Source organism: Candidatus Poribacteria bacterium (assembly GCA_009839745.1).
In the GTDB taxonomy this organism is placed as follows: domain Bacteria; phylum Poribacteria; class WGA-4E; order WGA-4E; family WGA-3G; genus WGA-3G.
The window spans coordinates 77314-95635 of sequence record VXPE01000075.1; the positions used below are offsets into that span (position 1 = coordinate 77314).

An 18322-nucleotide genomic window follows, 5' to 3' on the forward strand; every position below is an offset into this window, starting at 1 on the left:
ATAATAACTTTAATCCACTCTTCTAAGGAGGTTTGTTGTTAATGCGAACTATCATTTTATTGGCGATGCTGAGTCTCATTGTCTCACCAGCATTCGCACAGAAATATATCAGCTGGGAAGCCGAGGACTTTAACGATTCAAACGGCACAAAATTTGAAGTCTTTGATGTCCCGACCGATAACCCTGGGAACGCTGCTGAAGGTGTAGACGATTACACCGTCACAGAAGCATCCGGGGGTGCTTACATCGGTTCACACAATGGGACTGGAAACGATGGTGGTGACTGGGTAAAATACGAATTCACAGTTGAAGCAGACGATTGGCATTTCTGGGGGCGTGTGATTGCCCCTTCAGTTGCCGATAACTCCTGTTTCTGGGCATTCGATGCCGCTGATGGTGATGTCGAATCTGCGAATAACGCTACCATGAACATCTGGGATTTCTTTGAAGTAGAATCACTTCGAGTTAACTATACAACCGATTGGGTCTGGTTTCGGTTGAACACGCGCGACGGTCCTTTTGAAGGAACTGAACTCGTCCAGCACGGTGACGATCCTGTTCCCGTGGAACTGGATGATGGTGATCACACATTTCACCTCGCGCATCGCGAAGACGGGACATACGTTGATAAATTTTTCGCGACAACGGATGTCGAATTCAATCCGAATGAAACCGATCCGCAGACTGCTGTTGAAGCGCAAAACAAACTTACGACAACTTGGGGTGCGCTCAAAGGCGGATTCTAAGGTAAACAAACACTTAAAAGCACCCACCCGCTGGGTGCTTTTATTTTTTTAATCGCTACCAACAACGCGACTCGCTCAATGTGAAAGTAGAAACCCTCCTACTTACCTCTCTGATACTTATCTGCTGTGCTGTGATACCGTCCACTGCTGAAACGAGACTCCACTTCACAGACCAGACGCAGCAAGCAGGTATCCATTTCAAACACACCAACGGCGCATCTAAAGAGAAATATCTACCGGAAACAATGGGATCTGGCGGACTCTTTCTTGACTACAATAACGATGGACATCTCGACATCTATCTCGTCAACAGTGGCACACTCAGCGGAACGTCCCAACCCTACAGGCATCCTAACCACGCAAACGTCCTCTATCGCAATACAGGTGATGGGACATTCGTTGACGTCACTGCAGAAGCGGGACTTCAACACAACTACGGTTACGGCATGGGATGTCTCGCCGCAGACTACGACAATGACGGGGATGCCGACCTTTATCTCACGAACTTCGGCAGAAATCAACTCTATCGTAACAACGGCGACGGCACTTTCACAGACGTTACGTCACACGCCGGTGTTGGAGATGGCAATTGGAGTGTGAGCGCGTCTTTCGGGGATTTTGACCTCGACGGACACCTTGATCTCTATGTAGCAAACTATTTAGATTATCAATTAGAGACCGCTCATGCGTGCTTTCTACAGGGCGTTCATATCTATTGTGGTCCGCATGAATACCCGGGTGCGCGTGATACACTCTATCGTAACAACGGCGATGGCACCTTCACAGACGTTACAACTCGGGCAGGAGTTCACAACACCGGTAAAGGGTTGGGAGTGCTCTTTACTGACTATAACAACGACGGGTATCCTGACATTTTCGTTGCGAACGATGCCGTTCCCGATTTCCTTTACCAGAACAACAAGGATGGCACGTTCACGGATGTCGCTATCGCTGCAGGGGTTGCCTATAATTCAGAAGGGCGTGCAACGGCGAGTATGGGGATCGCTTCGGGGGATTACGATAACGACGGCATTCAGGATCTCTTCGTTACGAATTTCTCTCTGGAAATCAATAGCCTTTTTCGCAACGATAATGACGGCTTTTATACGATGACCACCTTTGAAGTAGGACTCGCTGATCCGAGTTTCTCAAAACTCGGCTTCGGCACCCAGTTCCTTGACGCAGATAACGACGGGACACTCGAATTGTTCGTCGCAAATGGACACGTGTGGGACAACGTATCACAGATTACGCCATCGCTCTCCTACGGGCAACACTGCCAGATTTTTGGGAACACAGGAACAGGACAATTCAGAGATTTATCTGAGACGGCGGGTCGGTTCTTCAAACGTTCCATTGTCGCACGCGGGGTCGCCGTTGGTGATTATAACAACGATGGCGCGACGGATATCCTCGTCACCTGTTGTGGTGAACCCCCAATTTTGCTACGAAACGATTCCCAAGTAGACGACTGGGTGAAAATTCGACTCGTCGGCACGCAAGGGAATCGCGATGGAATCGGCGCGAAGGTATGGATACATACAGACGAAATGACACTGTTCAGGGAGGTAACGTGTGGTGGAAGTTACGCCTCTGGTAGTGAGCAAACGCTACTCTTCGGCATCGGTGCGCAAAAGACACTTCAATCCATCGAAGTCAAATGGCGAAGCGGACATACTCAGACGCTGGATTTCTCAGATGCCGAGAGTCCCGTAAATCAAACCATCTATATTACCGAGAAATTGAATGACCCCATGAATTAGGTTGACATTATTCGTTTCTGCGCGTATAATAATAGGATGATTGTATCTGACGATAGAGGCATATTTGGAACGTCTCAATTTTATGAATTCTAAGATATGTGAGGATAATCGATTGGCTCAACAGAAAGCAACCAATATTACGTGGCACGATGCGATTGTCACGGCAGCAGATAGAGAAAAATTACTGAATCAGAAAGGTTGTGTGATTTGGTTTACAGGTCTCTCCGGTTCAGGCAAGTCGACGTTAGCAAACGCAGTTGAACAGGTATTACATCAACAACAGCATCACACCTACGTCTTGGATGGCGATAACGTCCGCCACGGATTGAACAAGAACTTGGGTTTCTCACCCGAAGATCGAGAGGAAAACATCCGGCGCATCGGTGAAGTTGCGAAACTTTTTGTAGATGCCGGCACCATTGTTATGACAGCCTTCATCTCGCCCTATCGCGCCGATAGGGACCAGGCGAGAGAACTAATTGCTGAAGGTAGATTCGTTGAAGTTTTCGTGGAGTGTCCACTTGAGGTCTGTGAAGAACGCGATACAAAAGGCTTATACAAAAAAGCGCGCGCTGGTGAGATTAAAGAGTTTACCGGTATCAGTGCCCCTTACGAACCGCCCGTCGATCCAGAAGTCACAGTCAATACAGCGGAGCTCTCACTTGAAGAATCCGCGCACGCCGTCGTCTCGTCGCTTGTGAAAGCCGGTTTGGTTCCCAGTGGAAATTAGACGAGAAACAGAGATGTTCACTTAGCACGAGAAATGCCACGCAGAGAGGGAAACCTGAAAATGGAAGCAGTTATCAGGAACTTCAATGAGAATGGGTTTGCCATCCTGCGCGGGGTTTTAGAACCGGTAACGCTTGAGGCTGTCAAACACGAATGCGAAGTGTTGGTCGCTGAATTGGCAACACGTCGGTATGCGGAAGGAAAGCTGACAGACACCCACCCCGATGCCGATTTTGAAACCCACCTCATTCGGCTCTACGAAGACTATCCCGACGAAACCCCAACCATTTTTCGCTCGGAACTCCATCGGGGGGGATGTCGCCATTTTCAGTAATCTGCTGTTCCACCGCGGGTTACCGAACCGCAAGGTAAAATTAAAATAAATGAAACTTATTCAATTTCATCTACCCAATTTAGGCAAGCGGGTTGGCATTGTCACCCGCGATGAAGAAGTGATCGATGTAACCAGCGAAGAATCACCCGGCGTCTTAGAGGTGTTGGAACTCGCTGACAGGGAACAGATAAGCCTGGGTGTAATACTTGCCGACATCCAAGAAAAAGTGGCGACTCCCGCACCGATGCAACTCCGTTCACTGCCGGAATCAGGCAACGAACCGACCGAACCGGAAGGACTCACGCTCAACAAATTAGATGTCGCTCCTGACGAAAATGTTCCACATCTCCTATCCCCAATTGATTCCCCTGAAGTTTGGGGATGCGGGGTAACCTACAAACGGAGTGCGGACATGCGTGATGACGATAGCGAACAGGACATCTACAGTCGCGTCTATTTCGCTGACCGTCCGGAGATATTCTTCAAAGCGACTCCCTCGCGATGCGTTGGACCTAACGGCTTTATCGGTATCCGGAGCGATTCCGCATTGACAGCGACCGAACCAGAACTCGCTTATGTTCTTGGCAACAACGGTGAAATCATCGGTTACACACTCTGTAACGACGTATCCGCATGGGACATTGAGCGCGATAATCCACTCTATCTCCCACAATCCAAAGTGTTCTATGGGTGCTGTGCCCTCGGTCCGATGTTCGTCACACCCTCCGAAGTAGACGATCCCTATAATCTTGAGATGCGGTGTACCGTTCTTCGGGATGGAGACGCTATCTATCAAGGTGAGGTCAACACATCTCAAATCAATTGGAAGTTTGAAGAACTCACCGAATTCCTGATGCGGGATAACCCGATTCCGTTTGGAACCGTCGTTTCGACAGGCACGGGTATCATCGTCCCGAACGATCTGCCGCTTGCCCCAGAGGATACCGTCGAGATAGCAATTGATGGGTTCGGCACGCTGTCAAACCCCGTTAAGCAACTTTAGGAGAATGGATAATGAACACCACCTCTGAACCTTTCATCGGCATGCAGAAAACGGAATTAGACACACCCGCGTTGCTGATTGATTTGGATAAAATGGAAGCCAACATACAGACAATGGCGGATTACTTCACGACAGTCAACGCCATGTTGAGACCCCACGTTAAAACGCATAAAACGCCTATCATTTCACATAAACAGATTGCCGCAGGTGCCATCGGCGTTACATGTGCGAAACTGGGTGAGGCGGAAGCCGTGATCCACGCGGGGGTCCGAGATGTGTTGATTGCTAACCAAGTCGTCGGTTCACATAAAATTGCCCGTCTCATTAACCTCGCGAGACACTCGGAGATCATGGTCGCAGTCGACAATCCTCAGAACGTGCGAGACATCTCCGAGGCAGCAGCTGCCAAAGGCGTAACCGTCAGGATGTTAGTAGAAGTGAACGTCGGTATGAACCGATGTGGCGTTGAATCCGGCAAACCTGCATTAGAGCTCGCAAAGCAGATACGCCAAAGTCCTAACCTGAAGTTTGAGGGATTGATGGGCTACGAGGGACATACCGTCGCAAAGCCGGACCTGAAGGAACGGGAGGCAAACGTCCGGGAAGCGATGCAACACCTGATTGACGCGAAACACTACCTCGAAAAACACGGTGTAGAAGTTTCAATTATGAGTGGCGGTGGCACAGGCACCTTTAACATTACCGGAGGTATCCCAGAAATGACAGAGGTGCAGGCGGGTTCCTACATCTTCATGGATTCTACCTACCGAAATGTAGAAGGTGTTGGAGAGCAGTTCGACTGTTCGCTGTCAGTTTTGGCGACCGTTGTGAGTCGTCCAGTACCAGATCGAGTCATCGTGGATACAGGTTTGAAGGTGCTCGCAAAAGAGTTCGGGATTCCACAGCCGATCGGTATAACAGGTGTAGAGATGACAGGACTCTCTGAGGAGCACGGAACTTTAAAATTTGTTGGACAGGTATCCGATGCTGATGTTCCCCTCACACCTGGGGATAAAATTGAAATTTTACCAACGCACTGTTGTACGACAGTAAATCTCCACGACAGATATTACGGCATCCGTAACGGGATTGTTGAATCTGTGTGGGACATCGCAGCGAGAGGAAAATCGCAATAATGATTACGACAACGACAAACACAGTTGAAGGCAGACGGATTCGACAATATCTTGGACTTGTCACAGGTGAAACTATCATGGGAGCGAATGTTATTAGCGACTTTATGGCAAGTATCACAGACTTTGTCGGTGGACGTTCAGGGACTTATGAAAGCAAATTTGCGGAAGCGCGTGAAACAGCGATCCAAGAACTTGAAGAAGAGGCACAGCGCAAAGGGGCGGACGCTGTTGTCGGTATTGATATCGACTATCAGGTCCTTGGTGCCAGTAACGGCATGCTCATGGTGACGGCGACCGGAACCGCTGTCAAAATTGAATGAACTTTCGTGGGTCGGGTTTGTAACCTCGATTTCCTTTGGAATGCGCTCACAACACCACAAGCGTATCCCAGAAAAACATAGGAGAAAAGCGCAATGATAACACCCTGTTCTACATTTAGAGTCTGGAAATTTGGTTGCCTCTCCAGCTTGCTTGTTGCAAGTATCCTCATGTTGACACAGGCACCAGTGGAAGGCTACATTGCAAAACGGTATACCATCAGACAAATCGTTGCGGAAAGCACCAATGTCGTCTTCGGAACCGTCTCCGAGGTTAACGTCAAGCGACGAACAGCGAAGGTTAAGGTTGAAGAAAACCTGAAAGGCACGAGTGAATTCAAGGAAATTCGGATTCGGTTCGATGTCTACAAAGGGGAAGCGGATCACAGGGACGAGATTATCCATTTTCTGAAAGCAGGGGAACCCGTTATTGTCTTCTATCTGAAAGCAGGCGGACGCATTGATAGTCTCGCACATACAAGGGGGAGATGGTTCCAAACTCAGGTCACGGCGAAGAACAAGGAACGCACGGAGTGGGGCTGGTGGCTCTTTACACACTTTGAGAAATACCTCAACAGAGACAAGGTCTCAAGGCGAGATTCAACACCTGATTTCCAAGAAGAATTGCGTAATTTACTCAGCGGAGACGCGCTTGAACTCCTGCTCCTCAAAACGGATAGATATGACTCAGAACAACGCGCCATTGCCGAACTTGATGCTGTTGCCGACTTCGGTTTTGTTTATCACGCGACGACTGACCGGAATTTACCGGCCCTCCGAGAAGCAGACATTCTATGGATCGGGTTCCGTTCACTTTCCGAAGGAAGATACCGGCTTAACAGGAAACAAGAGAATCGGATTAAGAATTTCGTGAAAAACGGTGGTATTGTCATCGCCTCTGGGCAGGATAGTGATAAGGAGCATCCGTGCGGCAGCGGTTGGCTACCGGAACCACTCAGGGGTGTAGAAAGTCCATCTCGGAACGATTTCCAAACCACCTCCCGGGCAGGTGAACTCTTTAAGACACCCAACCGTATCCGGTCAGGGCAACTTGCCCTTGATGACTCATGGAGAGGGTGGAATGAAAAGTATGAAATCCTCGCGACAACCAATGCTGGCAAAGAGATCGTCGTTGCTAAGTTGAAACACGGTAAAGGGATGTATATCGTCACTAACCTCCGTAACCAGAGCCGCTCGCAAGTCTCTAAGAACCGTCGAATGCTTGAGAATTTGGTCCATTTCGCTGTCCGATTTTTGGAAGAATCCGAATAGCAGAGGAAAATCAAATGAAGAAACTGACCAGGATTATTGTGGTTTACCTGATTACCATGATGAAATCTCCGATAAGCATGGTGAATCCTAAAATCATAGTTCAGACTTTACCTCATAACCGAAGACCGATAATTGCTCTCCTGAGTCTATTCTTTCTGCTCTTTGTTTCTGCAAAACCTGCACACGCGGTCATTCCGCAGCTGCTGGGACCGCTCACGGCACTGCTAAGCATCGTCCCGCAGATCCTTGCTTTTGTCGGGGTTGCCCTTATTACTGGACTCGTGTTCGCCCGGGATACAACCAAAATGCTTTTCTATAGGTTCCGGGACTTTGTGACTGCCCATAAAGTTACCGCCTCTATCCTAAGCGTCATTTTCCTCGTTGGATTCGGTTGGGGATCCTATACACTCGTTCGGATGACCGTAAGTCCAATGACATCATCCCCTGAAACGATGGTCCGCAGAACGGGAATAGGAAACAGAAAGGCAAACACCTCCTGGTCAACTTTCCGAGGTGGCAAAAGTCGAACTGGACATCTGGACACGCTCGCGGGACCAACAACCGGAACACCTGCATGGGTTTTCAAAGATGAAGAGCCGATGGCGGTTGATTTCTCCTCGTCTCCAGCGGTTGTTGGGAACCGCCTCTATATCGGTTCTGCGCACGGTTCGATCTTTTCGTTAGGCGGCGCGACTTACTGTATTGATACAGAATCGCAGAAGATTCTCTGGCGGCATACGTCTCCGACCCCAATATTTTCATCGCCTGCGGTTGCCGGTGGCAGGGTCTACATCGGTGAAGGGTATCACCACGATAGCGATTGCCATCTCCGATGCCTCGATGCCCGCACAGGTGAACAGATTTGGTCATTCCCAACAACGAGTCACGTTGAATCAACGCCATTCATCCATCAGGGGAAACTCTACTTCACAGCGGGTGCGGATGGGGTCTATTGTATTGATGCCTTAGAGGGAGAACAAATTTGGCACTATCCGGCGGTTCATGCCGACATGTCGCCTGTTATGCATAAGGACAAAGTTTACTTCGGCACAGGGTATGGGGATTATCGGATTTACGCTGTTGATGCGCAAACAGGTGCTGAGGTATGGTCGAAACAGATGCCGTATTCTGTGTGGGGGAGTCCGAGTGCGGAGGAAAATAGAGTCTTTTTTGGGCTTGGAAGGGGTAATTTTTCGGAGAGTGCGCCTATACCCGCAGGTAAGGTTGTCGCGCTTGACACGGAAACCGGCGACATCCTATGGGAGCATGAGGCAGAAGATGCTGTCCTGACGGCAATCGCAATTCAGAACGGTTATGTCACTTTTGGCTCGCGCGATGGATACGTCTATTCTCTCCAGTCAACAGATGGAAAACTCAACTGGAAAACGGATCTTGGGGGACCGGTTGTCTCCTCACCCGCTGTAACGATGGATACTATTTATGCGGCGACGAAAGACGGGTACATCTATGCGCTTGCCACTGATAATGGAAAAGTGCAATGGGAATTTGATACAAGAATAATTAATAGAAACATAGATCTGTATTCCTCACCCGCGGTTGCCAACGGCTTGCTGTATATCGGCTCCAGTGACCGATATATTTTCTGCTTTGGCGCGGATGAAAGTCGTGAAATGATTGGTAATCGGTGATAAGGCGAAAAAATGAACACGCGACCGATGAAGTGCTTGCCGTTGACCCCGCCAACAAGTTAGCCACAATCTGGGGTAACCTGAAATCTGTCCGATGAAGAGACTGCGTAAAAAAACAAGAAAAGCCGCCAACCTTGGCGGCTTTTTTATCTGCTTGATAAGTCTAATGATCGTGATGGTTGGATTTGTGGTAGTGTAACCGAAGTAGGTCCACACCGAAATCGTCCGCGATGTGCCGCCACACAGAATGGATGTGGTTCGCATTGTTCTGCGTATTGTCATACTCTACAAAGAAAAATGGACCGTGTAATCTATAGTAGTGCGGTGTCTTCGGCGTGCCACTTCCCGCCCAAGCGAAATGGATATCGCTAACGTTCCCTTCGCGTAGTTTTCGGAGTTCTATTTGGGCAACCTCATCAGGCAGTCGATCAATGTATTCATGAACGAGAGTCATCAGGAGTTCACGCTGGGATGTTTCCATAGATTCCGCGGCTAACCCTTCAACAGCCTCAAATTCAACCTTCGGGACATCGCGGGTTAAAATATCGGAAGGGGCATCCGCATTGATGATTGTCTGACGTTTCTGTGTATCATTCAGGCTCGTAAGGAGCTGGCGCGCAACATCTTCCTCGGCGGAAAGGACTCTTAATCCCTTTTTCTTACCTTGGGGGACCTCTGCCGGATTCGATCCGAAGAAAAATGGATTTGGTGAAATCAGCTCACGATTAACGACGGTAAAGTTAAGCGAGACGTGATGTCCTTCAGCACGCCATCCCCAGGCGCCATTACTGGTCGGATCACCGAAAACGGTGAAAAAATAGAGTCCAGGGTCGCGGACCAATCGTGCTTCCCCAGCGGCTTGTTCAATTTCGCCGAGTGTTGTCTCCAAATTAATAATTGCACGGGCTTTTTGATAACCCTTTGCACTCAATCCGCTTTCCATGAGAGCGAACGCCGCTTCCTGCTGCTTTGTGTTCAGTTCATTGAGAGAAATGCCTTCCCGTTCCCACATTTCGATTGGAATGTAGTGCCACCGGAGCCGTTCATTTCCGTCAAATGGAAGTGCTGCCTTTTCACGTAGTGCGGGCGTTAATGTATCCAAAAAGTTGCCTGCTGCATTTGCCATCTGCTCCGCTGTCGCCGAAGCCGGAATAAACAAAGGAGACTTGTGTTCGGGATGGGTATGTGTCTGTGCCATTTTTTAATTTTTCCTTGCGGTTCGGTCAGCTGGGTTCGGGATTTGCTATGCTATTCCGTAGACTCAGCGCGCCCGTTGGTTGCGCTTACGCGCTTTGACTAAAAGCTATAGACATTATCGCAAAATCTACAAAAGGAGTCAATATTTTTTTTCTTTTTGAAGATTGTTGACAATTGATTACAATTTTTGTAAACTTATTTAAACGGTCTCCGTTTAAATAAGCATTTATCGTAGATTTTAAAGTTATCTATACATTATCAATAGGCGAGGTGAGGAAGCCTCGCCAGCGGGGTGGCGGGTTTTGCTTCTATTCATAAAGTGTAAATTCATTTTTATCATTCACCATAGCCTACTATCGTCCACCCCCTGCTGCAGGTAGAACAAAATTTCCAACTGCTAATCATAAGTCGGGAATTATGGACAAATTGATTGACGATGAAATGTTAGTTGCCCAGTTTCAATCCGGTCGCCAAAATGCTTTTGATGAGTTGATGAAGCGCTACAAATCCAAGATTTTCTCGTACCTTCTGCGCTCTGTCAGAAATTATGAGGATGCTGAGGATATCACCATCGAAGTCTTTTTTAAGGCGTACCGCGCCCTTGACAATTGGCAACCGAAAGCCAAGTTTTCAACATGGCTCTACAAGATCGCGTCCAATCTCGCTATTGACTATCACCGCACGAAAGTGCGGCATCCTGTCTATGCCTTGGAGGACATGGAAATCCCTGAAGCGAATCTTGTTGCTACCGATCTTCACAGCGATCCTGTCCAGCAAGTGGAAGATCAGGAACGTGGACGTATCATCCGTGAGGCGGTTGATCAGCTCTCTCCGAAACAGAAAGCCGTCTTTATGTTAAGTCGTTATGAAGGATTACAACTGAAAGAGGTCGCTGAAACACTGGATATGGCGGAAGGGACCGTAAAAATTCACCTTCACCGGGCAGTCAAACGTTTACAAACATTGTTACGACCGCTTTGGGAAAATAATGAAATTTAAAGAAAGGAGACGTATTTATTATGCCTAAATGCATAAAATCTGGAGGGCAAGCGATTGATTATGCTTCTAAACTTCTGTCGCCAGAAGAGGAAGAGCCCTTTGAACAACACCTTAAGAACTGTCTCGACTGTACCGAAGCAGTTCAATCTTTTCGGACTGTCTTACAGTTGACAGATGAAGCACAAGCAGACTTGCGTGTGCCTGAACTCGCGTTACAAGATATTGAAATGAACGTCTACAAACGTCTCGCCGCTGCAAACGAGCAAACGCTGCTTTCGCGGGTGCGTGCATCCATTGCTAACTTCGGTTCGCTGTTCCGTTGGTATAGGACTGCTGCTGCGAGCACTGTTGTTATTGCTTTGATTACGATCGCACTCTTATGGGGAGATCTCTTTCCACCAGAACCGGAACGGTTATTGCCTGAAACGCAATCCGCTGTCGCTCGGATCGAACAATATCGTGAACAGGATATCCAACGGAACTTAGAGGAGGCACTCATCACACATCATCTCCGAAACGATGCGTGGGATACAGAAAGTCGGCTCTACCGCATGAAAGAACAGGCAGATGGGACCAATTGGATGGCGGTTGCGGATGCCCATCTTCAGAACCTTCAATCTGGAACCTTGGATACACCATAGCGGAATAGCAAGCGTATTTCTAATGATGAACACCTCGACACCGCTTTTTTTTAAGGATTCCTAAAGTGGTAAACAGGCAATGTGTCTAATGGGGATCTACGATTAAGGATTGTTTGCGCCGTTGCGACGGTGGCTATAATCATGACCACCCTCTTAGGAAAGCGCGTTTGGGTTGTGCATATTAAAAACAGAAAACCGCGCCCGTAAGCGTAGCGGAGGGCGACTCGAACATGAATATCGTCAAATCACAAACCACCGATATTGTCCCGCAAGCCCACACGCGGCTTGCGCCAAAGCAAGGTAAAATTAAAAAACTGCTCTCACACGTGCTACTGCTGTTTCTCCTCTGCGCGTTTGCTTATGCTCGCTTTGAAGAGGTGCATGTCTTAATTGAGGCGGGACACTACACCGAAGCCAATAATAAACTGGCGTCACTTGCGGAATCTACCAAAGATATTGCTATAAAAAGTTGGTCCTACTACCAGATTGGCGAGATTCACTATAATTATACACACCAGTATACCAGAGCACTCGAGGCTTACGATAAAATTCTAAAACTTGAGAAAAACGGGCTTGCTGCCGAGGAACTCTTCCTCGCCATCATCAAAAAAGGGGATGTCCATAGCCGTATGGGCAATTACCATGATGCTATCCAAACTTACGATAGGTTGATTAAGCTCGCACCTGCCACGCATTTCGTGCATAAAACAGGCTTGCAGAAGATACGGGATATTAACAACGCGCTCGCTGACTTACGAGAACAGCAGCGTATTGCGCTCCAGTATAAAGGGACACCCCTTGCTGCCATCGCTCAATTTCAGATCGCTGAACTCTATCGAAATCATTCCCAACTTAACCAGCCTGAAAAGGCAATAGAAAAGTATAGCGCACTTCTCGAAGGACACCCGAATGTGATAATGGCACCCGAAGCGAGATGGCGCATCGCGTATTTAAGGCATACCGTTCTGAACCAATCGGCTTTAGCAATGGCGACCTACAGAAAAGTCGTTGAGGATTACCCAACCAGCAATTTTGCTGCGGAGGCACTCTTCCAAATGGCAAATATCCATCGCGCAGCCGAGAAGTATTCATTAGCAATCCCTGTCTTTGAAAAACTGAAACAGAGATACCCGAACTTTTGGAATATGCATGCCGTTCTCTATTGGACAGGCGTTTGCTATGAAAAAATCTTAAACTATCCGAAAGCGATAGAGGCTTTTGAAACGTTCCATCACGCCTATCTACCGAAACTCGATCCGTGGTATTTAGGACAGATCTCAATGCACGACAAAAGCGTGTCTGAGGTGGAGGCACAGATTGATAAGAAAATAGAGGAACTCACAGAACAGATGTCGCAGACGGAATTAGCACGCTTGAACACAGCGAGTGCGGCTCGAAATTTTTCTGAAGCCTTAAATATCGCTCGACACCTCATCGCCACGGCACCCCATACGCCTCACGGAGAGCAGGCGGCAGAACAACTCCCAACACTTCAGCAACTTGCCGCTATCGAAAACCTACATGAGAAACTTCAAGACCAAAGTTTGCTACCTATAGAGGCAGCGCGTGCGCGGTTACAAATCGGAACCATCTATGAACGGAAACCCTTACAGGACTATCCAAAGGCAATTGCGGCATATCAAGAGGTATTGAAACACCACGCCGAGTTGACGCATGCTGCCGAAGCGCTCTACCGCAGTGGACGCATTTACGCTGAGCAACTTTCCACGCCTAACGAAGCGATTCAAACCTACAAAAAAGTGATTGAAACGCATCCGAACACCTTACAAGCGATGATGGCAAATTTTCAGCTCGGTGAGCTTTACAGAGGACTTCGCCGTTACAACGAGGCACTGCAAGCCTACGAAACCACGATCGGGTATCCAGAGCGGGATCGCTACATCGCAGGAGGCTATAAGGACAGTTTCGCCGATAGGGCACAGTTTCGGATCGGACGTGTCCATTACGAAGACAGACGCTACAACGAAGCGCGTTTCGCTTTTGAGGAGTTCATTCAAAACCGAGCGCAGTCCCCACGTCTCGCTGCTGCTTACGTCTACCTCGCTGCCATCTGTGAAGATCGCAACGAAAACGCCCAAGCCGATTACTATTACAAAAGGGCGGAAGATCTACTCACAGACAACCCTGTGCAAATGACAACGCTCATAGAAGAAGCGAATGCACTCGGAACCCTACAGGGTGCTACTGATTTGGATACGATTATACGGCTCATTAAAGAAAACCGGAAGCGTCTTGGAATAGAAAAAGCGGAATCCAATCAATAGCAGGCAACCGCTTTCTGTCTTTCGTAACCTCCAAAAACATAGCCTGCAACAATACGCAGAAATACGCAGAAACACCCTATCAATACGCAGAAATACCCAAGCAAAAACACCCCAAGCAAAAACCCCTATCAAAAACACGCAGGCGGATATCCCCGAACCCAATTCAAATTCCCAGACCCGCGGATCACTCCGCAAGGAAAGTTATAGTAAAACCCGTAATTACCTTTACACTTTTTTGCATCGGCGAGGTTAGGAAACCTCGCCTACCGGGGGCAGAAGTGTAAACTTATTTTCAAAATCTACTATAAAGAAATAGGTTTCTGAACGTCGGATGTAATTCCACAGGATAGGGTTCTACTTCTGTCAAACCTTTATGGGAATCCGTTAATCTTTCGAGTTCTGCGGTCGTTCGTGCCTGAATGTCGTGGAGGTTCGGAAAAGCGTATACCAACTCCCCATCTTGAATAATCGGAACGAGGAGCGGCTGTCCCTCGGAGATCGGTTCATCCCAAAGTGTCACACAGTCCTTGACATAATTTCCATTGGCATCAGCAACACGATAGATTTGTTTCTTACCCGGGATCGTGGCTTTTGTAGGTTCATCTTGGGAGCGTTTCCCAACGGGTTTGCCATCACTCTCGACCAATTTGTAGACACCACCAAGGGCAGAGGTGCCCCCCTCACCGGTGAGCGAATTGAGGTTCGCCCCCGTCGCAAGCCGTGTGCCGACCCCGAAGTTATCAATCGGTGCCCCATTTTTGAGCAATAGGTCTATCTGGAATTCATCAAGTTCATGACTGGCAATAATTTGGACATAATCGAGTCCTTCGGCATCAAGGATACGACGGACCTCTTTGCTGAGTGCTAAGAGGTCACCACTGTCAAGTCGGACTGCGCGTAATCGTGCCCCGCGTGTCTCCATTTCTTTTGCGACGATACAAGCGTTTCCTGCCCCTTGAAGTGTATCGTAGGTATCAATGAGGAGGGTGGTACTGTTCGGAAAGGCTGCAGCGTAATCGCGGAATGCGTCTAACTCGGTAGGACGTTCTGAGATAAACTTATGTGCCATCGTGCCAACGTAAGGAATATCAAAATAGTGTCCCGCAAGCACTAACGAGGTCCCACTCGCACCACCGATGAAAGAAGCACGAGCGGCGAAGATACCGGCATCTCTGCCGTGTGCACGCCTCGCACCGAAATCATATACGGGTCTACCCTGTGCGGCTTCCACAATTCGTGAGGCTTTCGTGGCAATCAGTGTCTGGAAGTTCATGACACAGAGCAGATAGGTTTCAAACAGTTGGACTTCTCGGGACCTACCTGTGACGTTGATAATCGGTTCATTTGGAAAAACAGGCGTGCCTTCGGGAACAGCGAAAACGGAACCGTCAAAATGGAAATCTCTAAGCGAAGCAAGGTAGTCAGCGCTCAAGTCACCACGTTCCGCCAACCAATCGAGCGTAGCATCCGTGAAACGCAAATTTAAGATGTAGTGGATGACCTGTTCCAGTCCTGCGGCTATGAGATATTGTCCCTGTGGGATTTCGCGGACGTAGTAGTTCGCTGTGATAACCGTATCGTTCTGGACATTGAAATCTGCCTGCCCCATCGTGAGTTGATAATAATCAACAAAAAGTGCCATATTATCTTCCGTGAGTAGCGCAGATTTAGGTGAATTCGGGGTTACAAACCCCTCCCACATGGCATTCATAGCCCTTTTCCCTCAGTGACAACGAGTTTTTGGTTAACAGACAGGTTCCGATGGGTATCCACCTGACCGGAGGGCCAAACAATTTCAAGGGTATCCACCTTCGTATGCGTCCCGAGACCGATTTCAAGGGACAAACTATTGGTCGAGCCGAATCCACATCCCCCACTGACTTCTCGGTAAATTACGTCATCACCAATATGTAGGGTGACTTTAGCCCCGATGCCATCCCGATTACTTTTGACCCCGACGAGTTTGAGCGTCAGCCAATTGTTTCCAGTGCCATTGTTGCGATAGAAAAGATTGTGCCACTGGTCGCCAATAAACGCTCCACCAACAGGGACATAGATATCAACGTCACCATCCGTATCGACATCACCAAAGGTTACGCCGTGCCCTTTTCCGATGTTCCCCAAACCCAGAGCGGTCGTCGCATCTGTGAAAGTGCCATCGCCGTTATTACGAAAGAGGGCATCTCGTTCGAGGCGTCCCATCTGTGGCGCGCCGGTCGCAAGATAGATGTCGAGGTAGCCGTCGCTATTGATGTCCCCGAAGTTGGCACCCATCGCACCATACGCGTGATAGAGCCCCGATTCACGGGTGACATCTGTAAAGGTGCCGTCGCCGTTGTTGCGATAAAGCACTTGCCGATCAACGTCGTGTGTAGCAGTGCCTGTGATTTGACCTGCGATGAAGGCTTGAAAGGAACCTGAATTTGAGATGAAGATGTCCAGATCCGCATCGTTGTCCACGTCTAAAAAGAAAGTAACGAAGGCATCCGTAACAGGGAGATTCATACCGGTCGTCGGGGTGACATCTGTGAAGGTGCCATCGCCGTTATTGCGGTAAAGCACATTGGATTGCCCAAAGTTGACGACATGCAGGTCGATATGTCCATCTTTATCGTAATCCCCCCAGGCGGTGCCGAGCGAGTTCCCAGTATCTGCTACACCGGCAGCAGCTGCGGTGTTCGTGAAGGTGCCATCGCCATTATTGCGATATAAGACATTCGCAGCACCATCACCGATAACACCGTCAGCAATATAGAGGTCGATGTAGCCATCGTTGTCGTAATCCGCCCACGCCGCACAGAAACTACTCTGTGGGTCTGCGACACCTGCAGCGTGTGTAACATCTGTGAAAGTGCCATCCCCGTTGTTATGATAGAGTGTATTTTCCGCTGCGCCCGACCAACCCCCACGTGTGATGTAGAGATCCACATCCCCATCGTTATCATAATCGGCGAAAAGGGAACCCCAACCGCCTCTCGGATCAGCAATGTCTGCTGCGTCTGCGACATTTGTGAAGGTGCCATCGCCATTATTGCGGAAAAGGGCGTGGGGTTGATACGTGCCGACAGCAACGATGTCTAAATCTCCGTCGTTATCATAATCCCCCCAGGCACTGCCGCGTCCACCGTCAACCTTGTCCATTCTTAAGTCCGGTGCGACATCTATAAATGGAGAATTTTGTCCTACAGAATTCGGCGTTACGAACCCCTCCCACGGTTGAATTTTGAATGCCTCTGGCACGTCTTCTGGATAGCCACCGAGTTTGCTGTATGCTGTCCACAGGTTCCACAAGGTTTCGGGGTCGCGTGGTTTCAGACGGAGCGACTCTTTGAAATTCTCAACGGCTTTTTCAGGCGCGCCGTGCCGGAGATGATAGACTCCTAGATAGTAGTACGCCCCAGAATGACGTCGGTAATTTTGGATAATATTTTCAAACCGTTCAGCGGCTTTGTCTGCTTCACCGAGTCGGAATTCGGCTAAACCGAGTTGGAGCATCGCCTCCAGGTGATTCGGTTGGAGTTCCAGCACCTTTTCAAACTGTCGTTTAGAGGCAGAGAGATCCGGGACGAGCATCTGTTGCGGGGCACCCAAGAAATAACCGAGTCTGATGCGTGCCTCGGTATCGTCAGGGTTTACCTCCAGCGCATTGGTGAGCGCAGCAGTAGAATCGGAAAAGCGTTGTTGATAACTGAAAACCTGTGCTAACGTTAGGTATGCCTTTGAAAGTTGGTCCTTGTCGGCGGGGTTTTTAACCCTTGTATCCTTAAGCAGCCCTATCAGCTTCTGCAACGTCTCTTCGGCAAGTCCCCATTTCTGCTGTCTGATGTATGTGCGTGCGAGCAACATGCGTGCATCGTGAGCATTGGCATCGATCTGCAGGCACGCCTGAAACGCTTTTTCCGCTTCAGCGAAGTTGCTCCTGTCTAATGCGTCCGTGCCTTTCTGATAGTGCGTCGTGAGTTGCGGATTTACATCACGCTGGGGTTCATCTGGGCTGCAGCCAATACTGATGAGGAGAATGAGGAAAGTAAAAAAAGTTGGTCGCATATTTTTAAGCATACCTTGCGGTTCGGTGAGGTGGGGTTGATAAATAAAGTGCCTTTCCGTATATCTCAGGACTTACGCAAATTGAACAGAAAAGGGCATATTTCGTTGTATTTAACCCCCTAAATCCCCCTTATCAAGGGGACTTTAAGAGGGAACACGTAAGTCCTATATCTGAAGAAACACCCAAGCAAAAACCGCTCCATT

Annotated in this window: 15 protein-coding genes; 12 read left to right on the plus strand and 3 right to left on the minus strand. The window is 48.7% G+C overall.

Translation table 11 applies throughout. From position 1 onward, the window contains the following. The first annotated feature begins 41 nt into the window (after positions 1 to 41). From F4X88_12565 to F4X88_12605, 9 genes are all read left to right on the plus strand, one after another. Entirely contained in the window at positions 42 to 746 is a 705-nt protein-coding gene (locus tag F4X88_12565) for a hypothetical protein (GenBank protein ID MYA57123.1), read from the plus strand. Positions 747 to 856: 110 nt separating this feature from the next. After that, on the plus strand, positions 857 to 2509 hold the full coding sequence (locus tag F4X88_12570; GenBank protein ID MYA57124.1) for a CRTAC1 family protein: 1653 nt from the start codon (positions 857 to 859) through the stop codon (positions 2507 to 2509). A gap of 82 nt (positions 2510 to 2591) precedes the next feature. After that, a complete protein-coding gene (cysC, locus tag F4X88_12575) occupies positions 2592 to 3239 on the plus strand; it encodes an adenylyl-sulfate kinase (protein MYA57125.1) in 648 nt (215 codons plus the stop codon). Positions 3240 to 3299: 60 nt separating this feature from the next. Next, a complete protein-coding gene (locus tag F4X88_12580; protein ID MYA57126.1) occupies positions 3300 to 3572 on the plus strand; it encodes a hypothetical protein in 273 nt (90 codons plus the stop codon). A gap of 49 nt (positions 3573 to 3621) precedes the next feature. After that, entirely contained in the window at positions 3622 to 4575 is a 954-nt protein-coding gene (locus tag F4X88_12585) for a fumarylacetoacetate hydrolase (protein ID MYA57127.1), read from the plus strand. 11 nt (positions 4576 to 4586) lie between these two features. Then, entirely contained in the window at positions 4587 to 5711 is a 1125-nt protein-coding gene (locus tag F4X88_12590) for a DSD1 family PLP-dependent enzyme (GenBank protein MYA57128.1), read from the plus strand. Next, on the plus strand, positions 5711 to 6031 hold the full coding sequence (locus F4X88_12595) for a YbjQ family protein (protein ID MYA57129.1): 321 nt from the start codon (positions 5711 to 5713) through the stop codon (positions 6029 to 6031). Before F4X88_12590 ends, F4X88_12595 begins: the two co-directional genes overlap by 1 nt. A 93-nt stretch (positions 6032 to 6124) precedes the next feature. Continuing rightward, positions 6125 to 7300, plus strand: a complete 1176-nt coding sequence (locus F4X88_12600) for a hypothetical protein (GenBank protein ID MYA57130.1) — start codon at positions 6125 to 6127, stop codon at positions 7298 to 7300. A gap of 14 nt (positions 7301 to 7314) precedes the next feature. Further along, entirely contained in the window at positions 7315 to 8949 is a 1635-nt protein-coding gene (locus F4X88_12605; GenBank protein ID MYA57131.1) for a PQQ-binding-like beta-propeller repeat protein, read from the plus strand. A gap of 163 nt (positions 8950 to 9112) precedes the next feature. Here the strand turns inward: F4X88_12605 and F4X88_12610 are convergent, their stop codons facing one another. Beyond that, complete coding sequence (locus F4X88_12610; protein MYA57132.1) at positions 9113 to 10147, minus strand: DUF3500 domain-containing protein; 1035 nt, start codon at positions 10145 to 10147, stop codon at positions 9113 to 9115. A gap of 416 nt (positions 10148 to 10563) precedes the next feature. On the opposite strand from F4X88_12610, the gene F4X88_12615 reads away from it, so the two are divergent. The 3 genes from F4X88_12615 to F4X88_12625 all read left to right on the plus strand — a co-directional run bounded on the left by F4X88_12615 (position 10564) and on the right by F4X88_12625 (position 14071). Further along, a complete protein-coding gene (locus F4X88_12615; protein ID MYA57133.1) occupies positions 10564 to 11145 on the plus strand; it encodes a sigma-70 family RNA polymerase sigma factor in 582 nt (193 codons plus the stop codon). Between the two features lie 20 nt (positions 11146 to 11165). Then, positions 11166 to 11786: a hypothetical protein gene (locus F4X88_12620; GenBank protein MYA57134.1), complete on the plus strand. Its 621-nt coding sequence runs from the start codon at positions 11166 to 11168 to the stop codon at positions 11784 to 11786. A gap of 230 nt (positions 11787 to 12016) precedes the next feature. Next, positions 12017 to 14071, plus strand: a complete 2055-nt coding sequence (locus F4X88_12625; GenBank protein MYA57135.1) for a tetratricopeptide repeat protein — start codon at positions 12017 to 12019, stop codon at positions 14069 to 14071. Positions 14072 to 14363: 292 nt separating this feature from the next. On the opposite strand, the gene pncB is transcribed toward F4X88_12625, so the two are convergent. Beyond that, on the minus strand, positions 14364 to 15782 hold the full coding sequence (gene pncB / locus F4X88_12630) for a nicotinate phosphoribosyltransferase (GenBank protein ID MYA57136.1): 1419 nt from the start codon (positions 15780 to 15782) through the stop codon (positions 14364 to 14366). Further along, positions 15779 to 18130 (minus strand): tetratricopeptide repeat protein, encoded by a 2352-nt coding sequence (locus F4X88_12635; protein ID MYA57137.1) that lies wholly within the window; start codon positions 18128 to 18130, stop codon positions 15779 to 15781. The genes pncB and F4X88_12635 overlap by 4 nt, the downstream gene beginning before the upstream one ends. Between the last annotated feature and the right edge of the window lie 192 nt (positions 18131 to 18322).